Here is a 22,661-nt window from a genome sequence, read left to right as displayed (position 1 = left end):
GTCACGAAGGCCGCTCCGCAAATTCGGCCCCGCGCCGCGCCGTAAACTGGGGGGTCTATGAATCCTGAAACGCTCGCCGCAGCCCTCCTCTCCGTCCTGACCCCCCTCGCGGACGAGCGACGCCCCGGCGAGCCTCTGGAGCTCACGGCATCCGACATCGTGTTCGAGCGGCCGCGCAACCGCGACCACGGCGACTGGGCCTCGAACATCGCCATGCGCCTGGCCAAGCCGCTGGGCGCCAGCCCCCGGGAGCTCGCCCAGCAGATCGTCGACGGCCTGATGCGCGTCGACGGCATCGCGAGCGCCGAGGTGGCCGGCCCCGGTTTCATCAACATCCGTCTCGACGCCGCCGCCGCCGGCGCGCTCGCGAAGACCATCGTCGAGGCGGGCTCCGCGTACGGGACCAACAGCTCGCAGGAGGGGGTCAGCGTCAACGTGGAGTTCGTGTCGGCGAACCCCACGGGCCCGCTGCACATCGCCCACACACGCTGGGCGGCATTGGGTGACGCGATCGTGCGCCTGCTCCTGGCCAGCGGCGCCCGCGCGGTGCGCGAGTACTACATCAACGACGCCGGCGCCCAGATGGACCGCTTCGCCGGTTCGCTGGTCGCCGCCGCCAAGGGCGAGCCGACCCCCGAGGGCGGGTATCCCGGGGAGTACATCGCGACGCTCGCCGCACGCATCCTCGAGGCGCGCCCCGACCTGCTCGACCTGCCCGAGGCGGAGCAGCTGCGGGTCGCGCAGGACCGCGGCTACGAGTACCAGCTGGCCGAGATCAAGCACTCGCTCGACCGCTTCAACGTTCCGTTCGACGTCTGGTTCTCCGAGCGCACGCTCCACGCGAAGGATTCCTCGGGCACGAGCCTCATCGACCAGGCCGTCGACCGCCTCCGCGAGCAGGGACACGTCTTCGACGAGGACGGCGCGGTGTGGGTGCGCACCACCGACTTCGGCGACGACAAGGACCGCGTCATCCGCCGCTCGAACGGCGAGTACACGTACTTCGCCGCCGATGCCGCCTACTACCTCAACAAGGGCGACCGCGGCTTCGAGAACAAGATCTACCTGCTCGGCGCCGACCACCACGGCTACGTGCACCGCCTGAAGGCCGTCGCGGGCGCCGCAGGCCAGGACCCCGAGAAGAACGTCGAGGTGCTGATCGGCCAGATGGTGTCGATCAACGGCGCCCGCCTCAGCAAGCGCGCAGGCAACATCATCGAGATGGACGACCTGCTCGACTGGCTCGGGACGGATGCTCTGCGCTACTCGTTGGAGCGCTCGCCGGCGGACTCGCCGCTCGACCTCGACCCCGAGCTGCTGCAGAAGCGCACGAACGACAACCCCGTGTTCTACGTGCAGTACGCGCACGCCCGCACCCACAACGTGAGCCGCAACGCCGGGGACTCGGGAGTCGACCGCTCGGAGTTCGCCCCGCAGACGCTCACGCACGAGACGGAGGCCGCCCTCCTCGGAGCCCTCCAGGAGTTCCCCCGCATCGTGGCGTTCGCCGCCGAGGTGCGTGAGCCGCATCGTATCGCCCGCTATCTCGAGGAACTGGCCGGGCTCTACCACCGGTGGTACGACAACTGCCGCGTGATCCCGCAGGGCGACGACCCGATCGAGAGCGTCCACCGCACGCGCCTGTGGCTCAACGACGCGGCGGGTCAGGTTTTCCGCAACGGGCTCGACCTTCTCGGCGTCTCCGCGCCCGAACGCATGTGAGCGACCGGCGTCCGGGGCGGCAGGAGAGGATGGCAGCATGAGCGATCGCAACGAGACCCTGCCGTACCCGGAGCCGGACGCCCAGCATCCGACGCTGGTGATCCCCGGCGCGGACCCCGTCGACGAACCGCGGAGCGGCCGTCGGCGTCGGCGGTGGCCCTGGGTCGTGCTGGTCGTGGTGCTGGTCCTCGCAGCCCTTGTGGTCGCGGCGGAGTTCGCGGCGCGCTCGATGCTGCCCGGCATCGTGCGCGGTCTCGTGATCGAGCAGCTCGATCTGCCCGCCGATCAGCAGCTCGACGTCGATGCCGACGGCATCCTGCTGCCGCAGCTGATCGCCGGACGCCTCGACACCCTTCGCCTGTCGACCGATGCGGTCACGCTCGAAGGCGTCACGGGCGCGGTCGACGTGACCGCGACGGGCGTGCCGCTGCGGGGCGGCGACCTGGGCGGCGCGGACGGGACGATCCGCATCGATCAGGACCAGTTCACGTCGCTGCTCGCCTCCACCGATCTGCCGATCGAGACCGTGGAGTTCGCGGAGCCGAACGCCACCGTGGGCGGGGCCATCGCCGTCTTCGGCATCGAGGTGCCGCTCTCCCTCACCCTGACACCCGGAGCCGTCGAGGGAGACCTCGAGCTGACGCCGGTCCGGGTCTCGGTGGGTGGTGTCGAGATCGAGGCGTCGCAGGTCGGAGCCGACCTGGGCTCGATCGGACAGAATCTCACGCAGTCGCGGCGCATCTGCATCGCTGATCAGCTGCCGGCCGGACTCACCCTCACCGGCGTCGCGATCGTCGGCGACGAGGCGGTCATCGATGTGGACGTCGACGGAGCGATCGCCACCGATCCCGCTCTCCTCGAGAAGGGCGTGTGCCCGGCCTCCTGAGTCACGACGCGTCGCGAGCCGCCTCCTGCGCCTCGCGGAGCTCGGCGGTGGCGATCTCGACGTCGACCTGGGCACGCTGAACGCGCCGCTGCGGGAACGTGGTGGCGCCGAAGCGGGCGCGAACACGATCGCGGGCCTCCTCCTCGCCGGTGACGATGTACGCGCAGGCGATGAGGATGACCTGGGCCGAGAGGTTCAGCCAGATCAGCAGGGCCAGCAGTGACGCGAAGGAGGCCAGCAGGGGATTGCTGGTGGCGCCGCCGACGAACAGCGAGGAGAGCTCCTGCAGCACGAGCAGTCCCGCGCCGCCGAGCAGGGCGCCGGTCCACAGCGAACGTGCGGCCGGGCGCACACCGGACAGCAGGAGGAACACGGCCACGATCAGCAGCACGTCGACCGCGAACACCACCAGGAGGGAGACGATCCGGACGCCCCATGCCGTGGCGGGGGAGTCGGCGGGGAGACCGAACAGGTCGCTCAGCCAGCCGATCCCGATGCGTCCCACCACCGTGACGAGCGCGGCGGCGACGAAGGACACCCCGATGCCGATGGCCAGGGCGAGGTTGCGGAGGATGACCCAGATGAACAGGATGTCGCTCTGCGCCGTGCCGGCGACCACGCGCACGGCCGTGCGGAGCGAGCCCACCGCTCCGAGCGCCGCCCCGAGCAGGGCGATGATCGAGATGATGCCGGCGATCGACAGGGATGCGGGCTGCGTGAGGTCGGCCGGATCGATGACACCGCCCTCGCCGATGAGACCGGGGACCACCGACTGCACGGCGTCGATGATCGCGTTCCAGGCGGCCGGGTTGCCGGAGAGCCACAGCGCGGCCACGGAGAATCCGAGCAGCACCCCGGCGAATACGCTGAACAGGGCGCGGTAGGTGATGCTGTCGGCGAGCATGGCCCCGCGGCGCTCGCTGTACAGCAGGAAGGCGCGCACCGGCTTCCGGATCAGCGCCCAGCGGATCACCGCCGCCACGAGGCGGGGGATGAGGGGCGTGCGGGCGGTCGAACCGGGCGTCGTCGAGTCTTCCATCACTGCCACTCTAGGAGCGCCGCGCCCCGGGCGGACAGGGGTTGCGCGGGGGTCGTCACCATGGCAATGGGGTCCGCGACGGTGCCCTAGAATCGGGGTCATCCTCGATGTGCGATTCCGCCCGAGACCCGCTCCACGATTGGTGATCGTTGCTTCCCCCTGCCGACTCGCTCGCTCCCGCCTGGCTCACCGTGCCCGAGGACGCGAACGACCTCGCGGCCGGTGTGTGGCCCGCCTCCGCCGTCCGAGACGACGACGGTGGCCTGGTGCTCGCCGGCGTCAGCGCCGCATCGCTCGTCCGCACCCACGGCACCCCGGTCGTCGTGATCGACGAGGACGAGGTGCGCACGCGCGCGCGGGCGTTCCGGCTCGCCTTCGAGCGCGCCGCCTCCGACGCCGGCACCACCGCCCAGGTCTACTACGCGGGCAAGGCGTTCCTGAGCACGACCGTCGCCCGGTGGGTCATCGACGAGGGCCTCCGCGTCGACGTCTGCACACGGGGCGAGCTCGAGATCGCGCTCGCCGCGGGTGTCGCCCCCGGATCGCTCGGCTTTCACGGCAACAACAAGTCCGTGGCCGAGCTGGAGAGGGCCGTCGAGGTCGGCGTCGGCAGCATCATCGTCGACAGCGCCATCGAGATCGAGCGCCTCGCGGCGATCACGGCACGGCGGGATGCGGTCCAGCGCGTGCTCGTGCGCGTCATCAGCGGCGTACACGCCGAGACCCACGACTTCCTCGCGACGGCGCACGAGGACCAGAAGTTCGGATTCCCGCTGGAGGATGCCGCGGCGGCCGTCGCCCGCATCCGCGAGGTGCCGGGACTCGAGTTCGCCGGCCTGCACTGCCACATCGGGTCGCAGATCTTCGGCGTCGCCGGGTTCCGCGAGTCCGCGTCGCGCCTGCTCGAGCTGCACGCGGCGCTGCTGCAGGACGGGCCCGTGCCGCAGCTCAACCTCGGCGGAGGGTTCGGCATCGCCTACACCCGCGTCGACGACCCGACGCCGATCGACGTCCTCGCCGCGGAGATCGTGTCCGCCGTCGCCGAGGGCTGCGCCGCCCGCGGCATCCCGGTCCCGGCCCTGTCGTTCGAACCCGGTCGCGCGATCATCGGCACCGCGGGCGTCACGCTCTACGAGGTGGGCACGACCAAGGACGTGACGATCGCCTCGGGCGCCGTGCGGCGGTACATCAGCGTCGACGGCGGCATGAGCGACAACGCGCGGCCCGCGCTGTACGGCGCCCAGTACTCCGCCCGGCTCGCGTCGCGCCGGGGCGACGGCGAACCGCAGCTGAGCCGTGTGGTCGGCAAGCACTGCGAGTCCGGCGACATCGTGGTGGACCACGAGTACCTGCCCGCCGATCTCGTGCCGGGCGATCTGCTGGCCGTCCCCGTCACCGGCGCGTACTGCGTCTCGCTGGCGAGCAACTACAACCATGTTCCGCGTCCGCCGGTCCTCGCCGTGCGCGACGGCCGTTCGCGGGTGATCGTCCGGGGCGAGACCCTCGACGACCTCCTGTCGCGGGACGCGGGCATCGACGGGGCATCCGCCCCCGAGGGAGAGAAATGACCCACCCCCGAAGGAGCAATCATGGCTGACTACCGACGACTTCGAGTGGCGCTGCTCGGCGCCGGAGCGGTCGGATCCCAGGTCGCCGACCTCCTGCTCCGACACGGGGACGAGCTCGCGGATCGCGCCGGCGCCTCCCTCGAGCTCGCGGGCATCGCGGTGCGCGACGTCGACGCCCCGCGCGACGTCGACCTGCCCCGCGAGCTGTTCACCACGGACGCCGAGTCGCTGATCGTGGGTTCGGACATCGTCATCGAGCTCATGGGCGGCATCGAGCCGGCCCGCACCAGCATCCTGCAGGCCATCGGCTCGGGCGCCGACGTGGTGACGGCCAACAAGGCGCTGCTCGCCACGCACGGCCCCGAGCTCTTCGAGGCCGCCGACCGCGTCGGGGCGTCCGTGCACTACGAGGCGGCGGCGGCGGGGGCGATCCCGATCATCCGCCCGCTGCGCGACTCGCTGGCCGGCGACCGCATCGTGCGCATCATGGGCATCGTCAACGGCACGACCAACTACATCCTCGACCGCATGGACACCGAGGGCGCCGACTTCGCCGACGTGCTCGCCGACGCCCAGCGTCTCGGCTACGCGGAGGCGGACCCGACGGCCGACGTCGAGGGGCACGACGCCGCGCAGAAGGCCGCGATCCTCGCCAGCCTCGCCTTCCACACCGCCGTGCCCCTGGCCGCGGTCCACTGCGAGGGCATCACCGCGATCACGGCGTCGATGATCACCGAGGCCCGGGCCGCCGGCTTCGTCATCAAGCTCCTCGCGGTGTGCGAGCGGCTCACCGTCGACGGCACCGAATCGATCTCGGTGCGCGTCTACCCGGCCCTCGTGCCGAACTCGCACCCGCTCGCCTCCGTGCACGGGGCGAACAACGCGGTCTTCGTCGAGGCCGAGGCCGCCGGCTCCCTGATGTTCTACGGCGCCGGCGCCGGCGGCGTGCAGACCGCCTCCGCCGTGCTCGGCGACGTCGTGTCCGCCGCGCGCCGGCACATCGCCGGCGGCGTCGGCGTGGGGGAGTCCACCCGCGCCAACCTCCCGGTCGTGCCGATCGGGCACGTGATCACGCGCTACCAGATCACCCTCGAGGTCGCCGACGCCACGGGCGTCCTCGCCACCGTCGCCGGGATCCTTAGCGACGGCGGCGTCTCGGTCGCCACGATCGTGCAGACGGTCGAAGGCGAGGAGGAGCCCACGGCTCGTCTCATCATCGGCACCCACCGCGCGGCGGAACACGCCCTGAGCGCCGCCGTCGCGGCCCTGGCCGACAGCTCGGTCGTCGAGCGCGTCGTGTCGGTGCTGCGCGTGGAAGGCGAGTGACGATGGCCGTCGGACGCACCGTCGACGTGCGCGTCCCGGCGACGAGCGCCAACCTCGGGCCCGGGTTCGACACCCTCGGGCTGGCGCTCAGCGTCTACGACACGCTCGTGGCGACCGAGCTCCCCGCGGGGCAGCTGGAGATCGAGGTCGCCGGCTCGGGCTCGGCGGACATCCCGCGCGACGCGTCCAACCTCATCGTGCGCACGGTGGCGCACGTCTACGCGGACGCCGGCCGGCCGATGCCCGGTCTGCGGATCGTCGCCGACAACGGCGTGCCGCATGGCCGCGGCCTGGGGTCCTCCGGGGCCGCCGTGGTCGCCGGCGTGCTCATCGCCAAGGGGCTCCTCGCGGGTGACGTCGACCTCGACGACACCGCGCTGCTGCGACTCGCGACCGAGATCGAAGGGCACCCCGACAACGTCGCTCCGGCGCTCTTCGGCGGCCTGACGATCGCCTGGATGGGCGAGCGCGGCCCCCAGCACAAGAAGCTGCTCGTGCACCGCGGCGTCTCGCCCCTGGTCCTGGTTCCGGCGTACACGATGTCGACCTCGCAGGCGCGCTCGCTGCAGCCTCCGCAGGTCTCGACCGCGGATGCCGTCTTCAACGTCTCCCGGTCGGCCCTGCTGATCGCGGCGCTGACGCAGAGCCCGGAGCTGCTCCTCGATGCCACGGCCGACCGCCTGCACCAGGACTACCGGGCCGGCGCCATGCCCGAGACGCAGCGACTCGTGCAGTCGCTGCGCGCGGCGGGGTTCGCCGCGGTGGTCTCGGGCGCGGGTCCGAGCGTGCTGGTGCTCGCCGACGGTCCGGGCAGCCGTCTCGACGCCGTGGAACTCGCCGACCGCGTCACCGACACTCCGTGGGAATCGCTCCTGCTCGCCGTCGATGTGCGTGGTGGTACAGTGGGGGATCGAGCGGAGGGCTCCACGTAACTTCTTCGTGAATCTGGCCCCATTGCACCTCTTGCAAGACCCGCACGCCAATCCTCACGGCATACGTGCCAAGGCCGGCTGACGCCGAGCGTCAGCCCGTGCGATCGTGCGCAGCACCCGTTGCGCACGTTCACCGCTCACATCCCGAGACATAGAGGGAGTACTCGTGGAGAACCTCTCCGAGACCCAGACCGAACAGGCCGCACCGGCCGTCGAGGCGCCGGCCGCAGCGAGCGGCGACGCCCCTGCGCAGGCGGCACCGGCACGCAAGCGCGCACCGCGACGTGCGACGACCGCGTCCGCCGCCGACAAGGCGCCGGCGGCCGAGAAGCCCGCCGCCGAGGCGCCGGCCGCAGACGCCGCGCCCGCCGCGAGCGGCGACGCCCCCGAGGGCGCCGACGCCGCGCCGAAGGCCAAGGCGCCGCGACGCTCGCGCGCCAAGAAGGCGGACTCCGAGGCCTCCGCCGCGGAGCCGTCCACCGACGCACCTGCCGCTGAGCCCGCTGCCGCCGCCGAGGCTCCGGCCGACGCACCCAAGACGGGTCGCGGGCGCCGGGCGCCGAAGAAGGCGGCCGAGTCCGACGCGCCGGCCGCCGAGACGACCGCGGTCGAGACGGCGCCCGCGGAGAACGCCCCGGCCGAGGAGAAGACCGCCGAGTCCGGCGGCTCCGGCGACTCCGGCGAGGAGCAGGGCGGTCGCAGCCGGAACCGCAACCGCAGCCGCAACCGCGGGCGCGGACAGAACGGCTCCGCCCAGGACCAGCCCTCGACGCCCTCGACGGACGACGAGCAGGCGGGCGCGAACGGCCGCAACCGTCAGCGCAACAAGCGCCGCAGCGGCACCCCGAACGACGAGTTCGACACCGAGATCGGCGAGGACGACGTCCTGATCCCGATCGCCGGCATCCTCGACGTCCTCGACAACTACGCCTTCGTGCGGACCACCGGCTACCTCGCCGGCCCGAGCGACGTCTACGTCTCGCTCGGCCAGGTCAAGAAGTACAACCTCCGCAAGGGCGACGCGATCGTCGGCGCGATCAAGCAGCCGCGCGAGGGCGAGCAGCAGGGGCGCCAGAAGTACAACGCGCTGGTCAAGGTCGACTCGATCAACGGCCTCTCGATCGACGACGCCGCGACCCGCGTGGAGTTCGGCAAGCTGACGCCGCTGTACCCGCAGGAGCGCCTGCGTCTGGAGACGGCTCCCGAGAAGCTCACGCAGCGCATCATCGACCTCGTGGCGCCGATCGGAAAGGGCCAGCGCGGCCTCATCGTCGCGCCGCCCAAGGCCGGCAAGACGATCGTGCTGCAGCAGATCGCCGGTGCGATCGCGCAGAACAACCCCGAGGTGCACCTGATGGTCGTGCTCGTGGACGAGCGCCCCGAAGAGGTCACCGACATGGAGCGCACGGTCAAGGGCGAGGTCATCGCCTCGACCTTCGACCGCCCGGCCGAGGACCACACCACGGTCGCTGAGCTCGCGATCGAACGCGCGAAGCGTCTGGTCGAGCTCGGTCGCGACGTCGTCGTGCTGCTCGACTCCATCACCCGCCTCGGACGCGCGTACAACCTCGCCGCACCGGCATCCGGCCGCGTGCTCACCGGCGGTGTCGACGCCTCCGCGCTGTACCCGCCCAAGCGGTTCTTCGGCGCCGCGCGCAACATCGAGAACGGCGGATCGCTCACGATCCTCGCGACCGCTCTCGTCGAGACCGGCTCCAAGATGGACGAGGTCATCTTCGAGGAGTTCAAGGGCACCGGCAACAGCGAGCTCCGCCTGTCCCGCGCCCTGGCCGACAAGCGCATCTTCCCGGCGGTCGACGTGAACGCGTCGAGCACGCGCCGCGAGGAGATGCTGCTGTCGTCCGACGAGGTCAAGATCACCTGGAAGCTGCGTCGTGCCCTCGCGGGTCTCGACACCCAGCAGGCCCTCGAGGTCGTGCTCGGCAAGCTCAAGGAGACCCAGTCCAACGTCGAGTTCCTGGTGCAGATGCAGAAGTCCATCCCGACTCTGCCTTCCGGCGCGCACGACAACAACATCCGCTGAGCGGAGCCGGTGTGTTCGAGTCCGTCCAGACTCTGATCGACGAGCACCGCCGGGTGCAGGAGGAGCTCTCCGACCCGGCGGTGCACGCCGACGCGGCACGGGCGAAGCGCGTCAACCGGCGGTACGCCGAGCTGTCGCGGATCGTCGCCGCGCACGAGGCGTGGGTCGCGGCATCCGACGACCTCGACGCCGCGCGCGAGCTGGCGCGCGAGGACGACGCGTTCGCCGACGAGGTGCCGGCGCTCGAGGAGCAGGTGCAGGGCGCGCAGGAGAGACTGCGGCGGCTGCTCATCCCGCGCGACCCCGACGACGCACGCGACGTGATCATGGAGATCAAGGCGGGGGAGGGGGGCGCGGAGAGCGCCCTGTTCGCCGCCGACCTCCTGCGCATGTACATCCAGTACGCGGCCTCGATGGGGTGGAAGACCGAGCTGCTCGAACGCAACGAGTCCGACCTCGGCGGGTACAAGGACGTCCAGGTCGCCATCAAGGGCTCGTCCAGCGACCCGGCGCAGGGCGTCTGGGCGCACTTGAAGTACGAGGGCGGGGTGCACCGCGTGCAGCGCGTTCCCGCGACCGAGTCGCAGGGGCGCATCCACACCTCGACGACCGGCGTGCTGGTCTTCCCCGAGGTCGATGAGCCCGACGAGATCGAGATCAATCAGAACGACCTCAAGATCGACGTGTTCCGCTCCTCCGGCCCCGGCGGCCAGTCGGTCAACACCACCGACTCCGCGGTCCGCCTCACGCACCTCCCCACCGGGATCGTGGTGTCGATGCAGAACGAGAAGTCGCAGCTGCAGAACCGCGAGGCGGCCATGCGCGTTCTCCGTGCCCGCATCCTCGCCAAGCAGCAGGAGGAGCGGGATGCCGCAGCGTCCGACGCCCGGCGATCGCAGATCCGCGGCATGGACCGCTCCGAGCGGATCCGCACCTACAACTTCCCGGAGAACCGGATCGCGGACCACCGCACGGGCTTCAAGGCCTACAACCTCGACCAGGTGATGGACGGCGCCCTCGGCCCGATCATCGAGTCGGCGATCGCCGCCGACGAAGAGGCGAGGCTGGCCGCCGTCGGATCCGAGTCCTGAACCGCCGGACCCCGCGCTAGGCTCGGCGCGTGATCACCTTTCTGCTGCGCGCTCTGCTCTACGTCGCCTCGGCGGGCGTCGGGCTGATCGTCGCGGACCTCCTGCTGGAGGGCTTCCGCATCCAGTGGGCGCGGTGGTGGGGCTTCGCGCTGTGCATCGTGATCTTCGCGGTGCTGCAGAGCATCCTCTCGCCGTTGATCACCCGGGTGACCGACCGGTACGCACCGGCCCTGATCGGCGGGATCGGCATCATCTCGACTTTGATCGCCCTGCTCATCGTGGTGCTGCTCCCGCTCGGGGGCCTGCGGATCGTCGACGCCACCGGGTGGATCCTCGGCGCGGTGATCGTCTGGGTGGTCACTGCCCTCGGCACGGTGCTGCTCGGGCGGGTCTTCCTCCGACCGCGGCCGAGCGCGGAGCGGGCGCGCCGCGACCGCTGATCGCGCGTCAGATCGAGTAGTCCGGGGCGGTGAGCAGCGCCCGGGTGTCTTCGCCGGGCGTGTGATGGCGCGGTTTGGCGGGAACGCCGACGAGCACGCTCCCCGCCGGCGCGTCCCGCGTCACGACGGCGTTCGCCCCGACGATCGAGTGCGCGCCGATGACCACGGGGCCGAGGATCTTGGCTCCCGCGCCGACGGCCACGCCGTCGCCCAGGGTGGGGTGCCGCTTGCCGGTCGTGCGCGAGCGGCCGCCGAGGGTCACCCCGTGGTAGAGCATCACGTCGTCGCCGATGACCGACGTTTCGCCGATCACGACGCCCATGCCGTGATCGATGAAGAACCGCCGGCCGATGCGCGCACCGGGGTGGATCTCGATGCCGGTCAGCCAACGCGCGAGCTGGGAGTTCGCCCGGGCGAGCAGTCGCAGGCGCCGCCTCCAGAGGGCGTGGGACAGGCGATGCGCCCACGCCGCGTGCAGGCCGGGGTAGAGCAGGGCGACCTCGAGCGCGGTGCGCGCCGCCGGATCGCGGAGCCGTGCCGCCGCGATGTCCTCGCGCATTCGTCCGATCATGCGCGGGGCGTCAGTCCTCGCGCAGGTCTTCGAACAGCGCAGTGGAGAGGTAGCGCTCTCCGGTGTCGGGGAGGATCACGACGATGTTCTTGCCGGCGTTCTCCGGACGCGCCGCGACCTGCAGCGCCGCCCACGTCGCCGCTCCGCAGGACATGCCCACGAGGAGGCCCTCCTTGGCGGCGAGCTCGCGGGCGACGCGGAGGGCGTCGGCGAACTCGACCGTGATGACCTCGTCGAGCACGTCGCGGTCGAGGATCGCGGGCACGAAGTTCGGTCCGATGCCCTGGATCTTGTGCGGCCCCGGGTGGCCCTCGCTGAGCACGGGGGAGTCCTTCGGCTCGACGGCGATCACCTGCACGTCGGGGTTGTGCGCCTTCAGCGCCTGGCCCGTGCCCGTCACGGTGCCTCCCGTGCCGACACCCGCGATGAAGATGTCCACGGCCCCGTCGGTGTCGCGCAGGATCTCCTGCGCGGTCGTCTCGCGGTGGATCTGCGGGTTCGCCGCGTTCTCGAACTGACGCACCCAGACGGCTCCGGGGGTGTCCTCGACGATCTGCTTCGTGACCTCGATGGCCCCGCTCATGCCCTTGGTGGGGTCGGTGAGGACGATCTCGGCGCCGAACGCCTTGAGGAGGATCCGTCGCTCCTTCGACATCGAGGCCGGCATCGTGAGGATGACGCGGTAGCCGCGCGCGGCGCCGACCATGGCGAGGGCGATGCCGGTGTTCCCGCTGGTGGACTCCACGATCGTGCCGCCGGGCTTCAGCTCGCCGGAGGCCTCCGCGGCGTTGATCATCGCGATGCCGATACGGTCCTTCACGCTGGACGCCGGGTTGTAGTACTCGAGCTTCGCGAGGACGTTCGCACCGAGGCCTTCGGTGACGCGGTTGAGCCGGACCAGCGGGGTGTTGCCGAACGCGGTCGTGATGTCGGAGTGGATGCCGGACATGGGAGAGCCTTCCTCTGCGGTTCGCTGGACTCCAGCCTAAGGGGAGGGGAGCGCGCGGCGCCCTTTGTGACGGGGCCGCGCCCTAGGCTGGAGGGATGCCCGACTCCTCTCTCGCCACGGTCGTCCGCGCCGCCGCGCAGCGTCTCGCCGACGCCGGGGTGCCCGATCCGCTGGTCGACGCCGAGCTCCTCGCCGCGCACGTCCTGGGAGTGCGCCGGGGTGAGCTCCAGGCGGCGGTGATCCGCGGAGACGCGATGGATGAGGACCGCCGGGTCGAGCTCGAGGGGCTCCTGGAGCGGCGAGCCGGCCGCGAACCCCTGCAGCATCTCACCGGTACGGCGCCGTTCCGTCACCTCGAGCTGTCCGTGGGACCGGGGGTGTTCGTGCCCCGTCCCGAGACCGAGACGGTCGTGCAGCATGCGATCGACGCGCTCCTGGGCGACTCCGATCCGTCACCCATCGCCGTGGACCTCGGGACGGGGAGCGGTGCGATCGCGCTGGCGATGGCGACCGAGGTGCCGCACGCGCGCGTCTTCGCCGCCGAGATCTCGCCGGACGCCCACGCGTGGGCCCGACGGAACACGGCAGGGCACGAGAACGTGACACTGGTGCTGTCGGATCTCGCCGACGCCTTCCCCGAGCTCGACGGCACGGTCGCGGTCGTGGCCTCGAACCCGCCGTACGTGCCGGATGCCGCCGTCCCGCGCGACCCGGAGGTGCGGCTCTTCGACCCGTCTCTCGCGCTGTACGGCGGGGAGGACGGGCTCGACGTCGTGCGCGTCCTCAGCACCACCGCACTGCGGCTGCTGCGTCCGGGAGGGCTGCTGGTGATCGAGCACGGCGAGTCGCAGGGAGCGGAGATCCGCGATCTGCTGGTCGCGGACGGGTGGCGCGCACCCGCCACGCATCGCGACCTGACCCTTCGCGACCGCGCCACCACGGCGCTGCGTCCCTGACCGCCGGGCACGGGTCTCGCGTTCCCGAATCCGCTCAGGTCGCTCCCCTAGAATCGACGTGACATGTCCTCCATCTTCGACTGCGGCGACGAGGCGCAGCTTCTCGCCGGAATGCGCCACGCACGCCAGGCGATCGGCCGCGGCGAGCTCATCGTCATGCCCACCGACACCGTCTACGGCGTGGCAGCGGACGCCTTCTCGCCCGCCGCCGTGCAGCGTCTCCTGGACGCGAAGGGCCGGGGCCGGAACCAGCCTCCGCCCGTCCTGATCGGTTCGCGCGAGACCCTCGCGGCGCTCGTCGAGACGATCCCCGAGCCCGTGCAGCGCCTGGTCGACGCGTTCTGGCCCGGCGGCCTCACGATCGTGCTCCCCGCTCAGCCGTCCCTCGTGTGGGACCTGGGGGAGACCGAGGGCACCGTCGCGGTCCGCATGCCCGAAGGGCGGGTGGCCCTCGAGCTCCTCGCCGAGACGGGTCCGCTCGCCGTCTCGAGCGCGAATCTGACGGGGCAGGCCGCGGCCATCTCCGCGTTCGACGCCGAGAGGATGCTCGGCGACAGCGTCGCGGTGTACCTCTCGCACGGGATGAGCCGCGACGGCATCGCGTCGACCATCGTCGACGCGACCTCGCTCGTCCGCCGCGGTGCATCGGACGAGGACGGCCGGGTCCGCATCCTCCGCGACGGCGCGGTCACCCGGCAGCAGCTGGAGGAGGTGCTGGGCGAGCTGCTCGAGCCCGCGCCCGTCCCCGACTCGCCGGCGGGCCGACAGGGCGGGGATTCGTGAAGCAGTACCTCTTCACGATCATCCTGACCGCGGCCATCACCTTCGTGCTGACCTGGGCGGTCTGGAAGCTCAGCCTCCGATTCAAGCTGTATCCGGGCATCCGCGAGCGCGACGTCCACACGACGCCCACCCCGCGGCTCGGCGGGGTCGCGATCTTCCTCGGGATCGCGGCGGCCATGGGGTTCTCGGCGGTCAACCCGTTCTTCCAGACGATCTGGATGCCTCCGCAGACGATGTGGTCGATCCTCGTCGCGGCGCTGCTGATCGTCGTCATCGGCGTGGTCGACGACCTCTGGGATCTCGACTGGATGATCAAGCTCGGCGCGCAGTTCCTCGCCGCCGGCATCCTCACGATCGGCGGAGGACTGCAGATCCTGTCGCTGCCCGTCGGCGATCTCCTGGTCTTCTCCAGCTGGCTCAGCATCACCATCACGATCTTCGCGATCGTCGTCGTGATGAACGCGGTCAACTTCATCGACGGTCTCGACGGCCTGGTCGCCGGCGTCTGCCTGATCGCGAACGGCGTGTTCTTCGCGTACTCCTACATCTTCACGCGCGACTCCGGAGCCTCCAGCTACTTCAACCTCTCCACGTTCCTGGCCGCCGTGCTCATCGGCGGATGCCTGGGCTTCCTGCCGTGGAACTGGAGCCCGGCGAAGCTGTTCATGGGCGACTCCGGCGCGCTGGTCATCGGCCTGCTGATGGCGACCTCGGCGGTCGCCCTCACGGGGCGGATGGACCCGTCCGCGCTGGACCCGGAACGGCTCGGCCGCTCCCAGCTCCTCGGCGCCTTCATCCCGATCCTGCTTCCGCTGATGGTCGTGCTGCTCCCTCTGCTGGACTTCGGCCTCGCCGTGCTGCGCCGTATGCACGCCGGCAAGTCGCCCTTCTCGCCGGACCGCAAGCATCTGCATCATCGGATGCTGGACCTGGGGCACCGGGACCGCGACGCCGTGCTCATCTTCTACGCGTGGACGGCGGTGATCTCGCTCGCCGTGCTGCTGATGTACGTCGGCGCGCGCGAGGACTGGCCCGGCCAGTACCTCCCCGGCGTGGCCTTCGGCGTCGTCGGCGTCGCCGCCTGCCTCGTGATCACGCTCAACCCCACCCGACGCCGCGCTCGGCCCGCGGCCCCCGCCGAACCCGACCCGACCCCCGTGGAGCCCTCATGAGCCCGAACCCCGTGTCCAGCACGCCGATCCTCCGGCGCACCCTGATCTGGTCGGCGGTCGCCACGGTGGTCCTGGCCGTCGTCGCCGGCGTCGCCGGATTCCTGGTCGCCGAGGGGGAGGGGCTCGTCAGCGGGCTCCTCGGAGTCCTCCTGGCGGCGCTGTTCCTCGCGATCACCGGCATCAGCATCCTCGTCGCCAACCGCTGGTACGGCGATCCCCTCTACGTGCAGCTGTTCTTCGCGATCGTGCTGGGCGGGTGGCTGCTGAAGCTCGGCGTGTTCGTGGTCGTGATGATCGTGCTCAGCGGTCAGCCCTGGATCGAGCCGATGGTCTTCTTCCTCTCGATCGTCGCCGGGGTGCTCATGTCGCTCGTCATCGACGTCCTCGTCCTCACCCGCATGCGCCTGCCGCACGTGAGCGACACGTCGCTCCCGACGGAGGTCCCCGAGGACCGGGCGCCCGGCGCCGCGCCCTCGAACGCCGACGCGCGTCCGGACGAGGGCGGCGCGGACTCGCGCACCCCCTGACTCTGATAAGGTTTACCTGTGCCCGCCGCTCGCCCGCGAGCGCTTGCGCTTGAAGCACACCGACCATCGTCGCCCCGGTTCTGACCGGTGCCCCGAAGCTGGAGCCCGCGCTGTTTAATCTTGCTGCGACCCTGACCCCCCTCGCCTCCGATGGTGAGTTCCACGGCCCTTCGATCGACGAGTTCTTCCCGGAGATCCTCTTCTCGGTCGCCGGCATCCCCGTGCACCGGATCCACCTGGTCCAGCTGCTGTCGGTCATCGCCGTGGTACTGATCCTCTGGCTCGGCACGCGACGCATGAAGGTCGTCCCCGGCCGCTTCCAGAGCCTGGTCGAGATGGGTCTCGGCTTCGTCCGCGGCGGCATCGCGCACGACCTGCTCGGTCGCAAGGACGGCGATCGCTTCCTGCCGATCCTCACCACGATCTTCTTCATGGTGCTGTTCATGAACATCACGGGCATCATCCCGTTCCTGAACATCGCCGGCACGAGCATCGCGGCGGTTCCGCTGCTGCTCGCCGTCGTGAGCTACGTGACCTTCATCTACGCGGGCATCCGCCGGCACGGCTTCCGCTTCTTCAAGAACGCGCTGCTGCCCCAGGGCGTGCCCGGCTTCGCGCTCCCGATCGTCGCGCTCATCGAGCTCGTCTCGACGTTCGTCCTGCGCCCGGTCACCCTCATGCTCCGACTCCTGATGAACATGGTGGTCGGCCACATGCTCCTGGTGCTGTGCTTCGCAGCCACCCAGTTCTTCTTCTTCACCGCGGGCGGCGGCTGGGCAGCCCTCGGTGTCGGAACCCTCGCCTTCGGCGGCGCCTTCACTCTCTTCGAGATCCTCGTCGCCGTCCTCCAGGCCTACGTCTTCACCGTCCTCACCGCGGTCTACATCCAGCTCGCGGTCGCAGAAGAGCACTGAGCGGGTCGGCAACACTGCCGTCCCACCCAACGAAAGGAAAAACCCGTGGACGCTACTACGGTTCTCGCAGACATCAACGGTCACCTCGCCTCCGTGGGCTACGGCCTCGCAGCGATCGGCCCGGCCATCGGTGTGGGCATCGTCGTCGGCAAGACCATCGAGGGCGTGGCCCGTCAGCCCGAGCTGGCCGGTCGTCTCCAGGTCCTCATGTGGATCGGTATCGCCTTCACCGAGGCGCTTGCGTTCGTCGGCATCGCCGTCGGATTCATCCCCTTCCCGTAATCCCCACCGACTTCTGAAGGAGACAGGATGCTGAACGCTCTTGTCACGAACCTCGCGGCTGAGGGTGAGGCGGCGCACAACCCGCTGATCCCCGCGTGGTACGACATCATCTGGTCGGGCCTGTGGTTCATCGTCATCCTCGTGGTGGTGTGGAAGGTCGCCCTTCCGAAGCTCACCGCCATGCTCGACGAGCGGTCCGCCGCCATCGAGGGCAACATCGCGAAGGCCGATGAGGCGCAGAAGCAGGCGGAGGCGGCACTCGAGGAGTACACGCGTCAGCTCGCCGAGGCTCGTACCGAGGCCGGGGAGATCCGCGAGGCCGCTCGCGAGGACGGCAAGAAGATCGTCGCGGAGGCGAAGGAGACGGCTGCGGCCGAGGCCGCGCGCCTCACCGCGACCGCGCACACGCAGATCGAGGCAGAGCGTCAGACCGCTCTCGTCTCGCTGCGCAGCGAGGTCGGATCGCTCGCACTCGACCTCGCCGGCGGCGTGGTCGGGGAGACGCTCTCCGACGACGCACGTGCGACGGCCGTCGTCGACCGCTTCCTCGCCGACCTCGAGGCATCCGAGAAGGCGGCTCAGTAATGGGCAGCGCGACCACTCAGGCACTCGCGGCATCCATCGAGACGCTTGCCGCAGCGAAGGACGTCACCCTCGACACGGCCCGGGAGCTCTTCGCTGTCGCGCACACCGTAGGAGACTCGTCTCAGCTGAGCGGCGCGCTGTCCGACCCGTCGGCTCCCGCCACGGCACGGCAGAACGTCGTGTCCGCGGTCTTCGGCGGGTTGTCGGCGAACACGCAGACGGTCGTCCAGGCCGTCGTGGCGGAGCGGTGGTCGAACGCCGACGAGCTGCTCGACGGCATCGATGAGCTCGCGATCCGGGCGGCGACCCTCGCCGACCCCGGTGCCGACATCGAAGGGGAGCTGTTCGGATTCTCCCGCGTCGTCGCGGCGAACCCAGAGTTGGAGCTCGCCCTGGGCAGCCGGCTCGGCAGCCAGGAGGCGAAGGTCGCCCTGGTCGATCGCCTGCTCGCCGGGACGACCAGCGCGCCCGCCGCCCTGATCGTCTCCTCGCTGGTGCGCCAGCCGCGCGAGCGCCGCATCCGTCAGCTCCTGACGCGCGCCATGCGCATCGTCTCCTCCCAGCGCAACCGCGTGGTGGCGACGGTGTACAGCGCCACGGAGCTCAACGACGGGCAGCGCGCCCGTCTCGGCGAAGCGCTCTCGCGTCGCTACGACGGTGAGGTCGCGCTCAACGTCGTCATCGACCCCAGCGTCCTCGGAGGGCTGCGCGTGCAGATCGCCGATGACGTGATCGACGGCAGCATCTCCGCACGACTCGCCGACCTTCGCCAGAAGCTCGCGGGCTAACACGACTTCGCGCGGGGAACCGCGCACCCAGATACAAAGGGAAGACAATGGCAGAACTATCGATCAGCCCCGACGTCATCCGTGACGCGCTGAAGGACTTCGCCGCCGCGTACGAGCCCACCGGGGCAGCGGCGACCGAGGTCGGCACGGTCATCGACGCCGCTGATGGCATCGCGCACGTCGAAGGACTGCCCGGTGTCATGGCGAACGAGCTCGTGACCTTCGCCGACGGCACCAAGGGTCTCGCTCTGAACCTCGACGAGCACGAGATCGGCGTGGTCGTCCTCGGCGACTTCACCGGCATCGAGGCCGGACAGGAAGTCACCCGCACGGGTGAGGTCCTCTCCGTCCCCGTCGGAGACGGCTACCTGGGCCGCGTCGTCGACCCGCTCGGCAACCCGATCGACGGCCTCGGCTCGATCGCCACCGACGGCGTCCGCGAGCTCGAGCTGCAGGCGCCCGGCGTCATGCAGCGCAAGTCGGTCCACGAGCCGATGCAGACCGGCATCAAGGCCATCGACGCGATGATCCCCGTCGGCCGCGGCCAGCGTCAGCTCATCATCGGCGACCGCCAGACCGGCAAGACGGCCATCGCGATCGACACGATCATCAACCAGAAGGCCAACTGGGAGTCGGGCGACGTCAACAAGCAGGTCCGCTGCATCTACGTCGCCATCGGCCAGAAGGGCTCGACCATCGCCTCGGTGAAGGGCGCGCTCGAAGAGGCCGGAGCACTGGAGTACACCACGATCGTGGCGGCTCCGGCATCCGACCCCGCCGGCTTCAAGTACCTGGCCCCCTACACCGGCTCCGCCATCGGCCAGCACTGGATGTACGGCGGCAAGCACGTCCTCATCATCTTCGACGACCTGTCGAAGCAGGCCGAGGCCTACCGCGCCGTGTCTCTGCTGCTGCGCCGCCCGCCGGGCCGCGAGGCCTACCCGGGTGACGTCTTCTACCTGCACTCCCGTCTGCTCGAGCGGTGCGCGAAGCTGTCCGACGAGCTCGGTGCGGGATCGATGACGGGCCTCCCGATCATCGAGACCAAGGCGAACGACGTCTCGGCGTACATCCCGACCAACGTGATCTCGATCACCGACGGCCAGATCTTCCTCCAGTCCGACCTCTTCAACGCCAACCAGCGTCCGGCGGTCGACGTGGGTATCTCGGTCTCGCGAGTCGGCGGTGACGCGCAGGTCAAGTCGATCAAGAAGGTCTCCGGAACGTTGAAGCTGGAGCTCGCGCAGTACCGCTCCCTCGAGGCCTTCGCGATGTTCGCGTCCGACCTCGACGCGGCGTCGCGTCGCCAGCTGTCGCGTGGTGCGCGTCTGACCGAGCTGCTCAAGCAGCCGCAGTACTCGCCATACCCCGTGGAGGAGCAGGTCGTTTCGATCTGGGCCGGCACCAACGGCAAGCTCGACACGATCGAGGTCGAGGACGTCCTGCGCTTCGAGCGCGAGCTGCTCGACTACCTGCGTCGCAACACCTCGGTGCTCGACACGCTCCGCGAGACCAACGTCCTCGACGACGCGACGGTCGCCGAGCTGGAGAAGCAGACGGACGCCTTCGTGCTGGAGTTCCAGGGCGGCAAGGGCCAGTCGATCGGTGCTCCGGGTCACGAGGAGCACGCGGCAGCCGAGGCGGACGACGTCAACCAGGAGAAGATCGTCAAGGGTCGTCGCGCGTAATCGCGTGAGGTACTGATTCATGGGCGCACAACTCCGGGTCTACAAGCAGAAGATCAGTTCTGCTCAGACGACCAAGAAGATCACGAAGGCGATGGAACTCATCGCGGCTTCGCGCATCCAGAAGGCGATGGGACGCGTCAAGGCGTCCACTCCCTTCGCGCGGGCCGTGACGAGGGCCGTGTCCGCCGTCGCGACGCACTCGAACGTCGACCACCCGCTCACCCGCGAGCCCGAGACGATCCGCCGTTCCGCGGTCGTGATCTTCTCGTCGGACCGCGGCCTGGCCGGTGCCTTCAACTCGCAGATCCTCCGCGAGGGTCTCGAGGTGGCCGAGCTGCTGCGCGGTCAGGGCAAGGAGCCGGTTTTCTACCTCGTCGGTCGCAAGGCCGTCGGCTACTTCCAGTTCCGTCGTATCGAGGCGGCCGCGGAGTGGACCGGTGACACCGACACCCCCTCGTTCCACACGGCCGAGGAGATCTCGTCGACGCTGCTCGACGCGTTCTCGCGCGGCGGTGACGACGGCGGGGTCGACGAGATCCACCTCGTGTACAACCGCTTCGTCAGCATGATGACGCAGTCTCCCGAATCGGTGCGCCTGCTTCCGCTGGAGATCGCGGAGGCCGACGACTCGGAGGCGGGGAGCGCCGTCTACCCGCTGTACGAGTTCGAGCCGGACGCCGAGACCGTTCTCGACGCGATCCTGCCGGTGTACATCCAGAGCCGTGTCTTCAACGCGCTCCTGCAGTCGTCCGCTGCCAAGCAGGCGGCGACGCAGAAGGCGATGAAGTCCGCCAGCGACAACGCCGACAAGCTCATCACCGACTACACCCGCCTGCGCAACAACGCGCGCCAGGCCGAGATCACCCAGCAGATCGCCGAGATCGTCGGTGGCGCCGACGCTCTCGCATCGAGCTGACAGACCCTCAGGAAAGAGACGAAGAAATGACCACCACCGCTACGGCTGACCAGCCCGCGACCGCGGTCGTCGGGCGCGTCGCACGCGTCAACGGTCCGGTTGTCGACATCGAGTTCCCGCACGACTCGATCCCCGACATCTACAACGCACTGAAGACCACGATCACGATCGGCGAGGAGTCGACCGAGATCACGCTCGAGGTCGCGCAGCACCTCGGCGACGACCTCGTGCGCGCCATCGCCCTCAAGCCGACGGACGGCATCGTCCGCGGCCAGGAGGTCCGCGACACCGGCGAGGCCATCGCGGTCCCGGTCGGCGACATCACCAAGGGCAAGGTCTTCAACGTCATCGGCGAGGTCCTCAACGGCGAGCCCGGTGAGACCATCGAGGTCACGGAGCGCTGGCCCATCCACCGCAAGGCGCCGAACTTCGACCAGCTCGAGTCGAAGACCACCATGTTCGAGACCGGCATCAAGTCGATCGACCTCCTGACGCCGTACGTCCAGGGTGGCAAGATCGGTCTGTTCGGTGGCGCCGGCGTCGGCAAGACCGTCCTCATCCAGGAGATGATCCAGCGCGTCGCGCAGGACCACGGTGGTGTTTCGGTGTTCGCCGGTGTCGGTGAGCGCACCCGTGAGGGCAACGACCTGATCCACGAGATGGAAGAGGCGGGCGTCTTCGACAAGACCGCGCTCGTGTTCGGCCAGATGGACGAGCCGCCGGGGACGCGTCTGCGCGTCGCCCTCTCGGCGCTCACGATGGCGGAGTACTTCCGCGACGTGCAGAAGCAGGACGTGCTGCTCTTCATCGACAACATCTTCCGCTTCACGCAGGCCGGTTCCGAGGTCTCCACGCTGCTCGGCCGCATGCCGTCGGCCGTGGGTTACCAGCCGAACCTGGCCGACGAGATGGGCCTCCTCCAGGAGCGCATCACCTCGACGCGTGGTCACTCGATCACCTCCCTGCAGGCGATCTACGTCCCGGCCGACGACTACACCGACCCGGCTCCGGCGACCACCTTCGCCCACCTCGACGCGACGACGGAGCTCTCTCGTGAGATCGCGTCGAAGGGTCTGTACCCGGCCATCGACCCGCTGACCTCGACGTCGCGCATCATGGACCCCCGCTACTTGGGCGAGGACCACTACCGCGTCGCCACGACGGTCAAGCAGATCCTCCAGAAGAACAAGGAGCTGCAGGAGATCATCGCGATCCTCGGTGTCGACGAGCTCTCCGAGGAAGACAAGATCGTCGTGTCTCGGGCGCGTCGCATCCAGCAGTTCCTCTCGCAGAACACCTACATGGCGAAGAAGTTCACGGGTGTCGAGGGTTCGACGGTTCCGCTCAAGGAGACCATCGAGTCGTTCGACGCGATCACCCGCGGTGATTTCGACCACGTGGCGGAGCAGGCCTTCTTCAACGTCGGTGGAATCTCCGACGTCGAAGAGCGCTGGGCGCAGATCCAGAAGGAGAACGCCTGAC

At 69.9% G+C, this 22,661-nt stretch carries 22 protein-coding genes; 19 read left to right on the top strand and 3 right to left on the bottom strand.

What is annotated here, in order from left to right; all coding sequences use genetic code 11:
• The first annotated feature begins 57 nt into the window (after positions 1–57).
• Together argS and AB3M82_RS02380 are read left to right on the top strand one after the other, a co-directional pair.
• A complete protein-coding gene (argS, locus tag AB3M82_RS02385; RefSeq protein WP_412955384.1) occupies positions 58–1,722 on the top strand; it encodes an arginine--tRNA ligase in 1,665 nt (554 codons plus the stop codon).
• Positions 1,723–1,759: 37 nt separating this feature from the next.
• Positions 1,760–2,608 carry an LmeA family phospholipid-binding protein gene (locus AB3M82_RS02380; protein ID WP_412955383.1) on the top strand — a complete coding sequence of 283 codons (849 nt, stop codon included), beginning with the start codon at positions 1,760–1,762 and terminating at the stop codon, positions 2,606–2,608.
• 1 nt (position 2,609) lies between these two features.
• Here AB3M82_RS02380 and AB3M82_RS02375 read toward each other — a convergent pair whose 3' ends face one another.
• Positions 2,610–3,647: a YhjD/YihY/BrkB family envelope integrity protein gene (locus tag AB3M82_RS02375; protein WP_412955382.1), complete on the bottom strand. Its 1,038-nt coding sequence runs from the start codon at positions 3,645–3,647 to the stop codon at positions 2,610–2,612.
• Between the two features lie 149 nt (positions 3,648–3,796).
• On the opposite strand from AB3M82_RS02375, the gene lysA reads away from it, so the two are divergent.
• The 6 genes from lysA (at position 3,797) to AB3M82_RS02345 (ending at position 11,048) form a co-directional block, all read left to right on the top strand.
• Positions 3,797–5,215, top strand: coding sequence for a diaminopimelate decarboxylase (gene lysA / locus AB3M82_RS02370; RefSeq protein ID WP_412955381.1), 1,419 nt, complete (start codon positions 3,797–3,799; stop codon positions 5,213–5,215).
• Positions 5,216–5,236: 21 nt separating this feature from the next.
• Positions 5,237–6,541, top strand: a complete 1,305-nt coding sequence (locus AB3M82_RS02365; protein WP_412955380.1) for a homoserine dehydrogenase — start codon at positions 5,237–5,239, stop codon at positions 6,539–6,541.
• Positions 6,542–6,543: 2 nt separating this feature from the next.
• Complete coding sequence (gene thrB, locus AB3M82_RS02360) at positions 6,544–7,473, top strand: homoserine kinase (RefSeq protein ID WP_412955379.1); 930 nt, start codon at positions 6,544–6,546, stop codon at positions 7,471–7,473.
• Between the two features lie 166 nt (positions 7,474–7,639).
• Entirely contained in the window at positions 7,640–9,517 is a 1,878-nt protein-coding gene (gene rho, locus AB3M82_RS02355) for a transcription termination factor Rho (protein WP_412955378.1), read from the top strand.
• Positions 9,518–9,528: 11 nt separating this feature from the next.
• Positions 9,529–10,608 (top strand): peptide chain release factor 1, encoded by a 1,080-nt coding sequence (prfA, locus tag AB3M82_RS02350; RefSeq protein ID WP_412955377.1) that lies wholly within the window; start codon positions 9,529–9,531, stop codon positions 10,606–10,608.
• A gap of 29 nt (positions 10,609–10,637) precedes the next feature.
• Positions 10,638–11,048 carry a hypothetical protein gene (locus tag AB3M82_RS02345; protein ID WP_412955376.1) on the top strand — a complete coding sequence of 137 codons (411 nt, stop codon included), beginning with the start codon at positions 10,638–10,640 and terminating at the stop codon, positions 11,046–11,048.
• 7 nt (positions 11,049–11,055) lie between these two features.
• On the opposite strand, the gene epsC is transcribed toward AB3M82_RS02345, so the two are convergent.
• Both epsC and cysK read right to left on the bottom strand, forming a co-directional pair.
• Positions 11,056–11,619: a serine O-acetyltransferase EpsC gene (gene epsC, locus AB3M82_RS02340; protein WP_412955375.1), complete on the bottom strand. Its 564-nt coding sequence runs from the start codon at positions 11,617–11,619 to the stop codon at positions 11,056–11,058.
• 10 nt (positions 11,620–11,629) lie between these two features.
• A complete protein-coding gene (gene cysK / locus AB3M82_RS02335; RefSeq protein ID WP_412955374.1) occupies positions 11,630–12,568 on the bottom strand; it encodes a cysteine synthase A in 939 nt (312 codons plus the stop codon).
• 95 nt (positions 12,569–12,663) lie between these two features.
• On the opposite strand from cysK, the gene prmC reads away from it, so the two are divergent.
• The 11 genes from prmC to atpD all read left to right on the top strand — a co-directional run bounded on the left by prmC (position 12,664) and on the right by atpD (position 22,660).
• Positions 12,664–13,524, top strand: a complete 861-nt coding sequence (gene prmC, locus AB3M82_RS02330) for a peptide chain release factor N(5)-glutamine methyltransferase (protein WP_412955373.1) — start codon at positions 12,664–12,666, stop codon at positions 13,522–13,524.
• 63 nt (positions 13,525–13,587) lie between these two features.
• Positions 13,588–14,307 carry an L-threonylcarbamoyladenylate synthase gene (locus AB3M82_RS02325; RefSeq protein ID WP_412955372.1) on the top strand — a complete coding sequence of 240 codons (720 nt, stop codon included), beginning with the start codon at positions 13,588–13,590 and terminating at the stop codon, positions 14,305–14,307.
• The gene (locus AB3M82_RS02320) at positions 14,304–15,479 is read left to right on the top strand and encodes an MraY family glycosyltransferase (protein ID WP_412955371.1); all 1,176 of its coding nucleotides are present in this window, start codon (positions 14,304–14,306) and stop codon (positions 15,477–15,479) included. Before AB3M82_RS02325 ends, AB3M82_RS02320 begins: the two co-directional genes overlap by 4 nt.
• Positions 15,476–16,006, top strand: coding sequence for a Cg1360 family ATP-synthase-associated protein (locus AB3M82_RS02315; RefSeq protein WP_412955370.1), 531 nt, complete (start codon positions 15,476–15,478; stop codon positions 16,004–16,006). Before AB3M82_RS02320 ends, AB3M82_RS02315 begins: the two co-directional genes overlap by 4 nt.
• Before the next feature lie 98 nt (positions 16,007–16,104).
• Complete coding sequence (gene atpB / locus AB3M82_RS02310) at positions 16,105–16,920, top strand: F0F1 ATP synthase subunit A (RefSeq protein WP_412957988.1); 816 nt, start codon at positions 16,105–16,107, stop codon at positions 16,918–16,920.
• Between the two features lie 45 nt (positions 16,921–16,965).
• Positions 16,966–17,202 carry an ATP synthase F0 subunit C gene (atpE, locus tag AB3M82_RS02305; RefSeq protein WP_042541851.1) on the top strand — a complete coding sequence of 79 codons (237 nt, stop codon included), beginning with the start codon at positions 16,966–16,968 and terminating at the stop codon, positions 17,200–17,202.
• A gap of 27 nt (positions 17,203–17,229) precedes the next feature.
• The gene (locus tag AB3M82_RS02300) at positions 17,230–17,787 is read left to right on the top strand and encodes a F0F1 ATP synthase subunit B (RefSeq protein WP_412955369.1); all 558 of its coding nucleotides are present in this window, start codon (positions 17,230–17,232) and stop codon (positions 17,785–17,787) included.
• Positions 17,787–18,575, top strand: a complete 789-nt coding sequence (locus AB3M82_RS02295) for a F0F1 ATP synthase subunit delta (protein ID WP_412955368.1) — start codon at positions 17,787–17,789, stop codon at positions 18,573–18,575. The genes AB3M82_RS02300 and AB3M82_RS02295 overlap by 1 nt, the downstream gene beginning before the upstream one ends.
• A 47-nt stretch (positions 18,576–18,622) precedes the next feature.
• Positions 18,623–20,263 carry a F0F1 ATP synthase subunit alpha gene (atpA, locus tag AB3M82_RS02290; RefSeq protein ID WP_412955367.1) on the top strand — a complete coding sequence of 547 codons (1,641 nt, stop codon included), beginning with the start codon at positions 18,623–18,625 and terminating at the stop codon, positions 20,261–20,263.
• Between the two features lie 19 nt (positions 20,264–20,282).
• On the top strand, positions 20,283–21,179 hold the full coding sequence (locus AB3M82_RS02285; RefSeq protein ID WP_412955366.1) for a F0F1 ATP synthase subunit gamma: 897 nt from the start codon (positions 20,283–20,285) through the stop codon (positions 21,177–21,179).
• Positions 21,180–21,205: 26 nt separating this feature from the next.
• Positions 21,206–22,660, top strand: coding sequence for a F0F1 ATP synthase subunit beta (atpD, locus tag AB3M82_RS02280; protein WP_412955365.1), 1,455 nt, complete (start codon positions 21,206–21,208; stop codon positions 22,658–22,660).
• Position 22,661: the final 1 nt, after the last annotated feature.

Source organism: Microbacterium californiense (genome assembly GCF_047246625.1).
Classification (GTDB): domain Bacteria; phylum Actinomycetota; class Actinomycetes; order Actinomycetales; family Microbacteriaceae; genus Microbacterium.
This window is presented reverse-complemented; position numbering and strand designations above follow the sequence as displayed.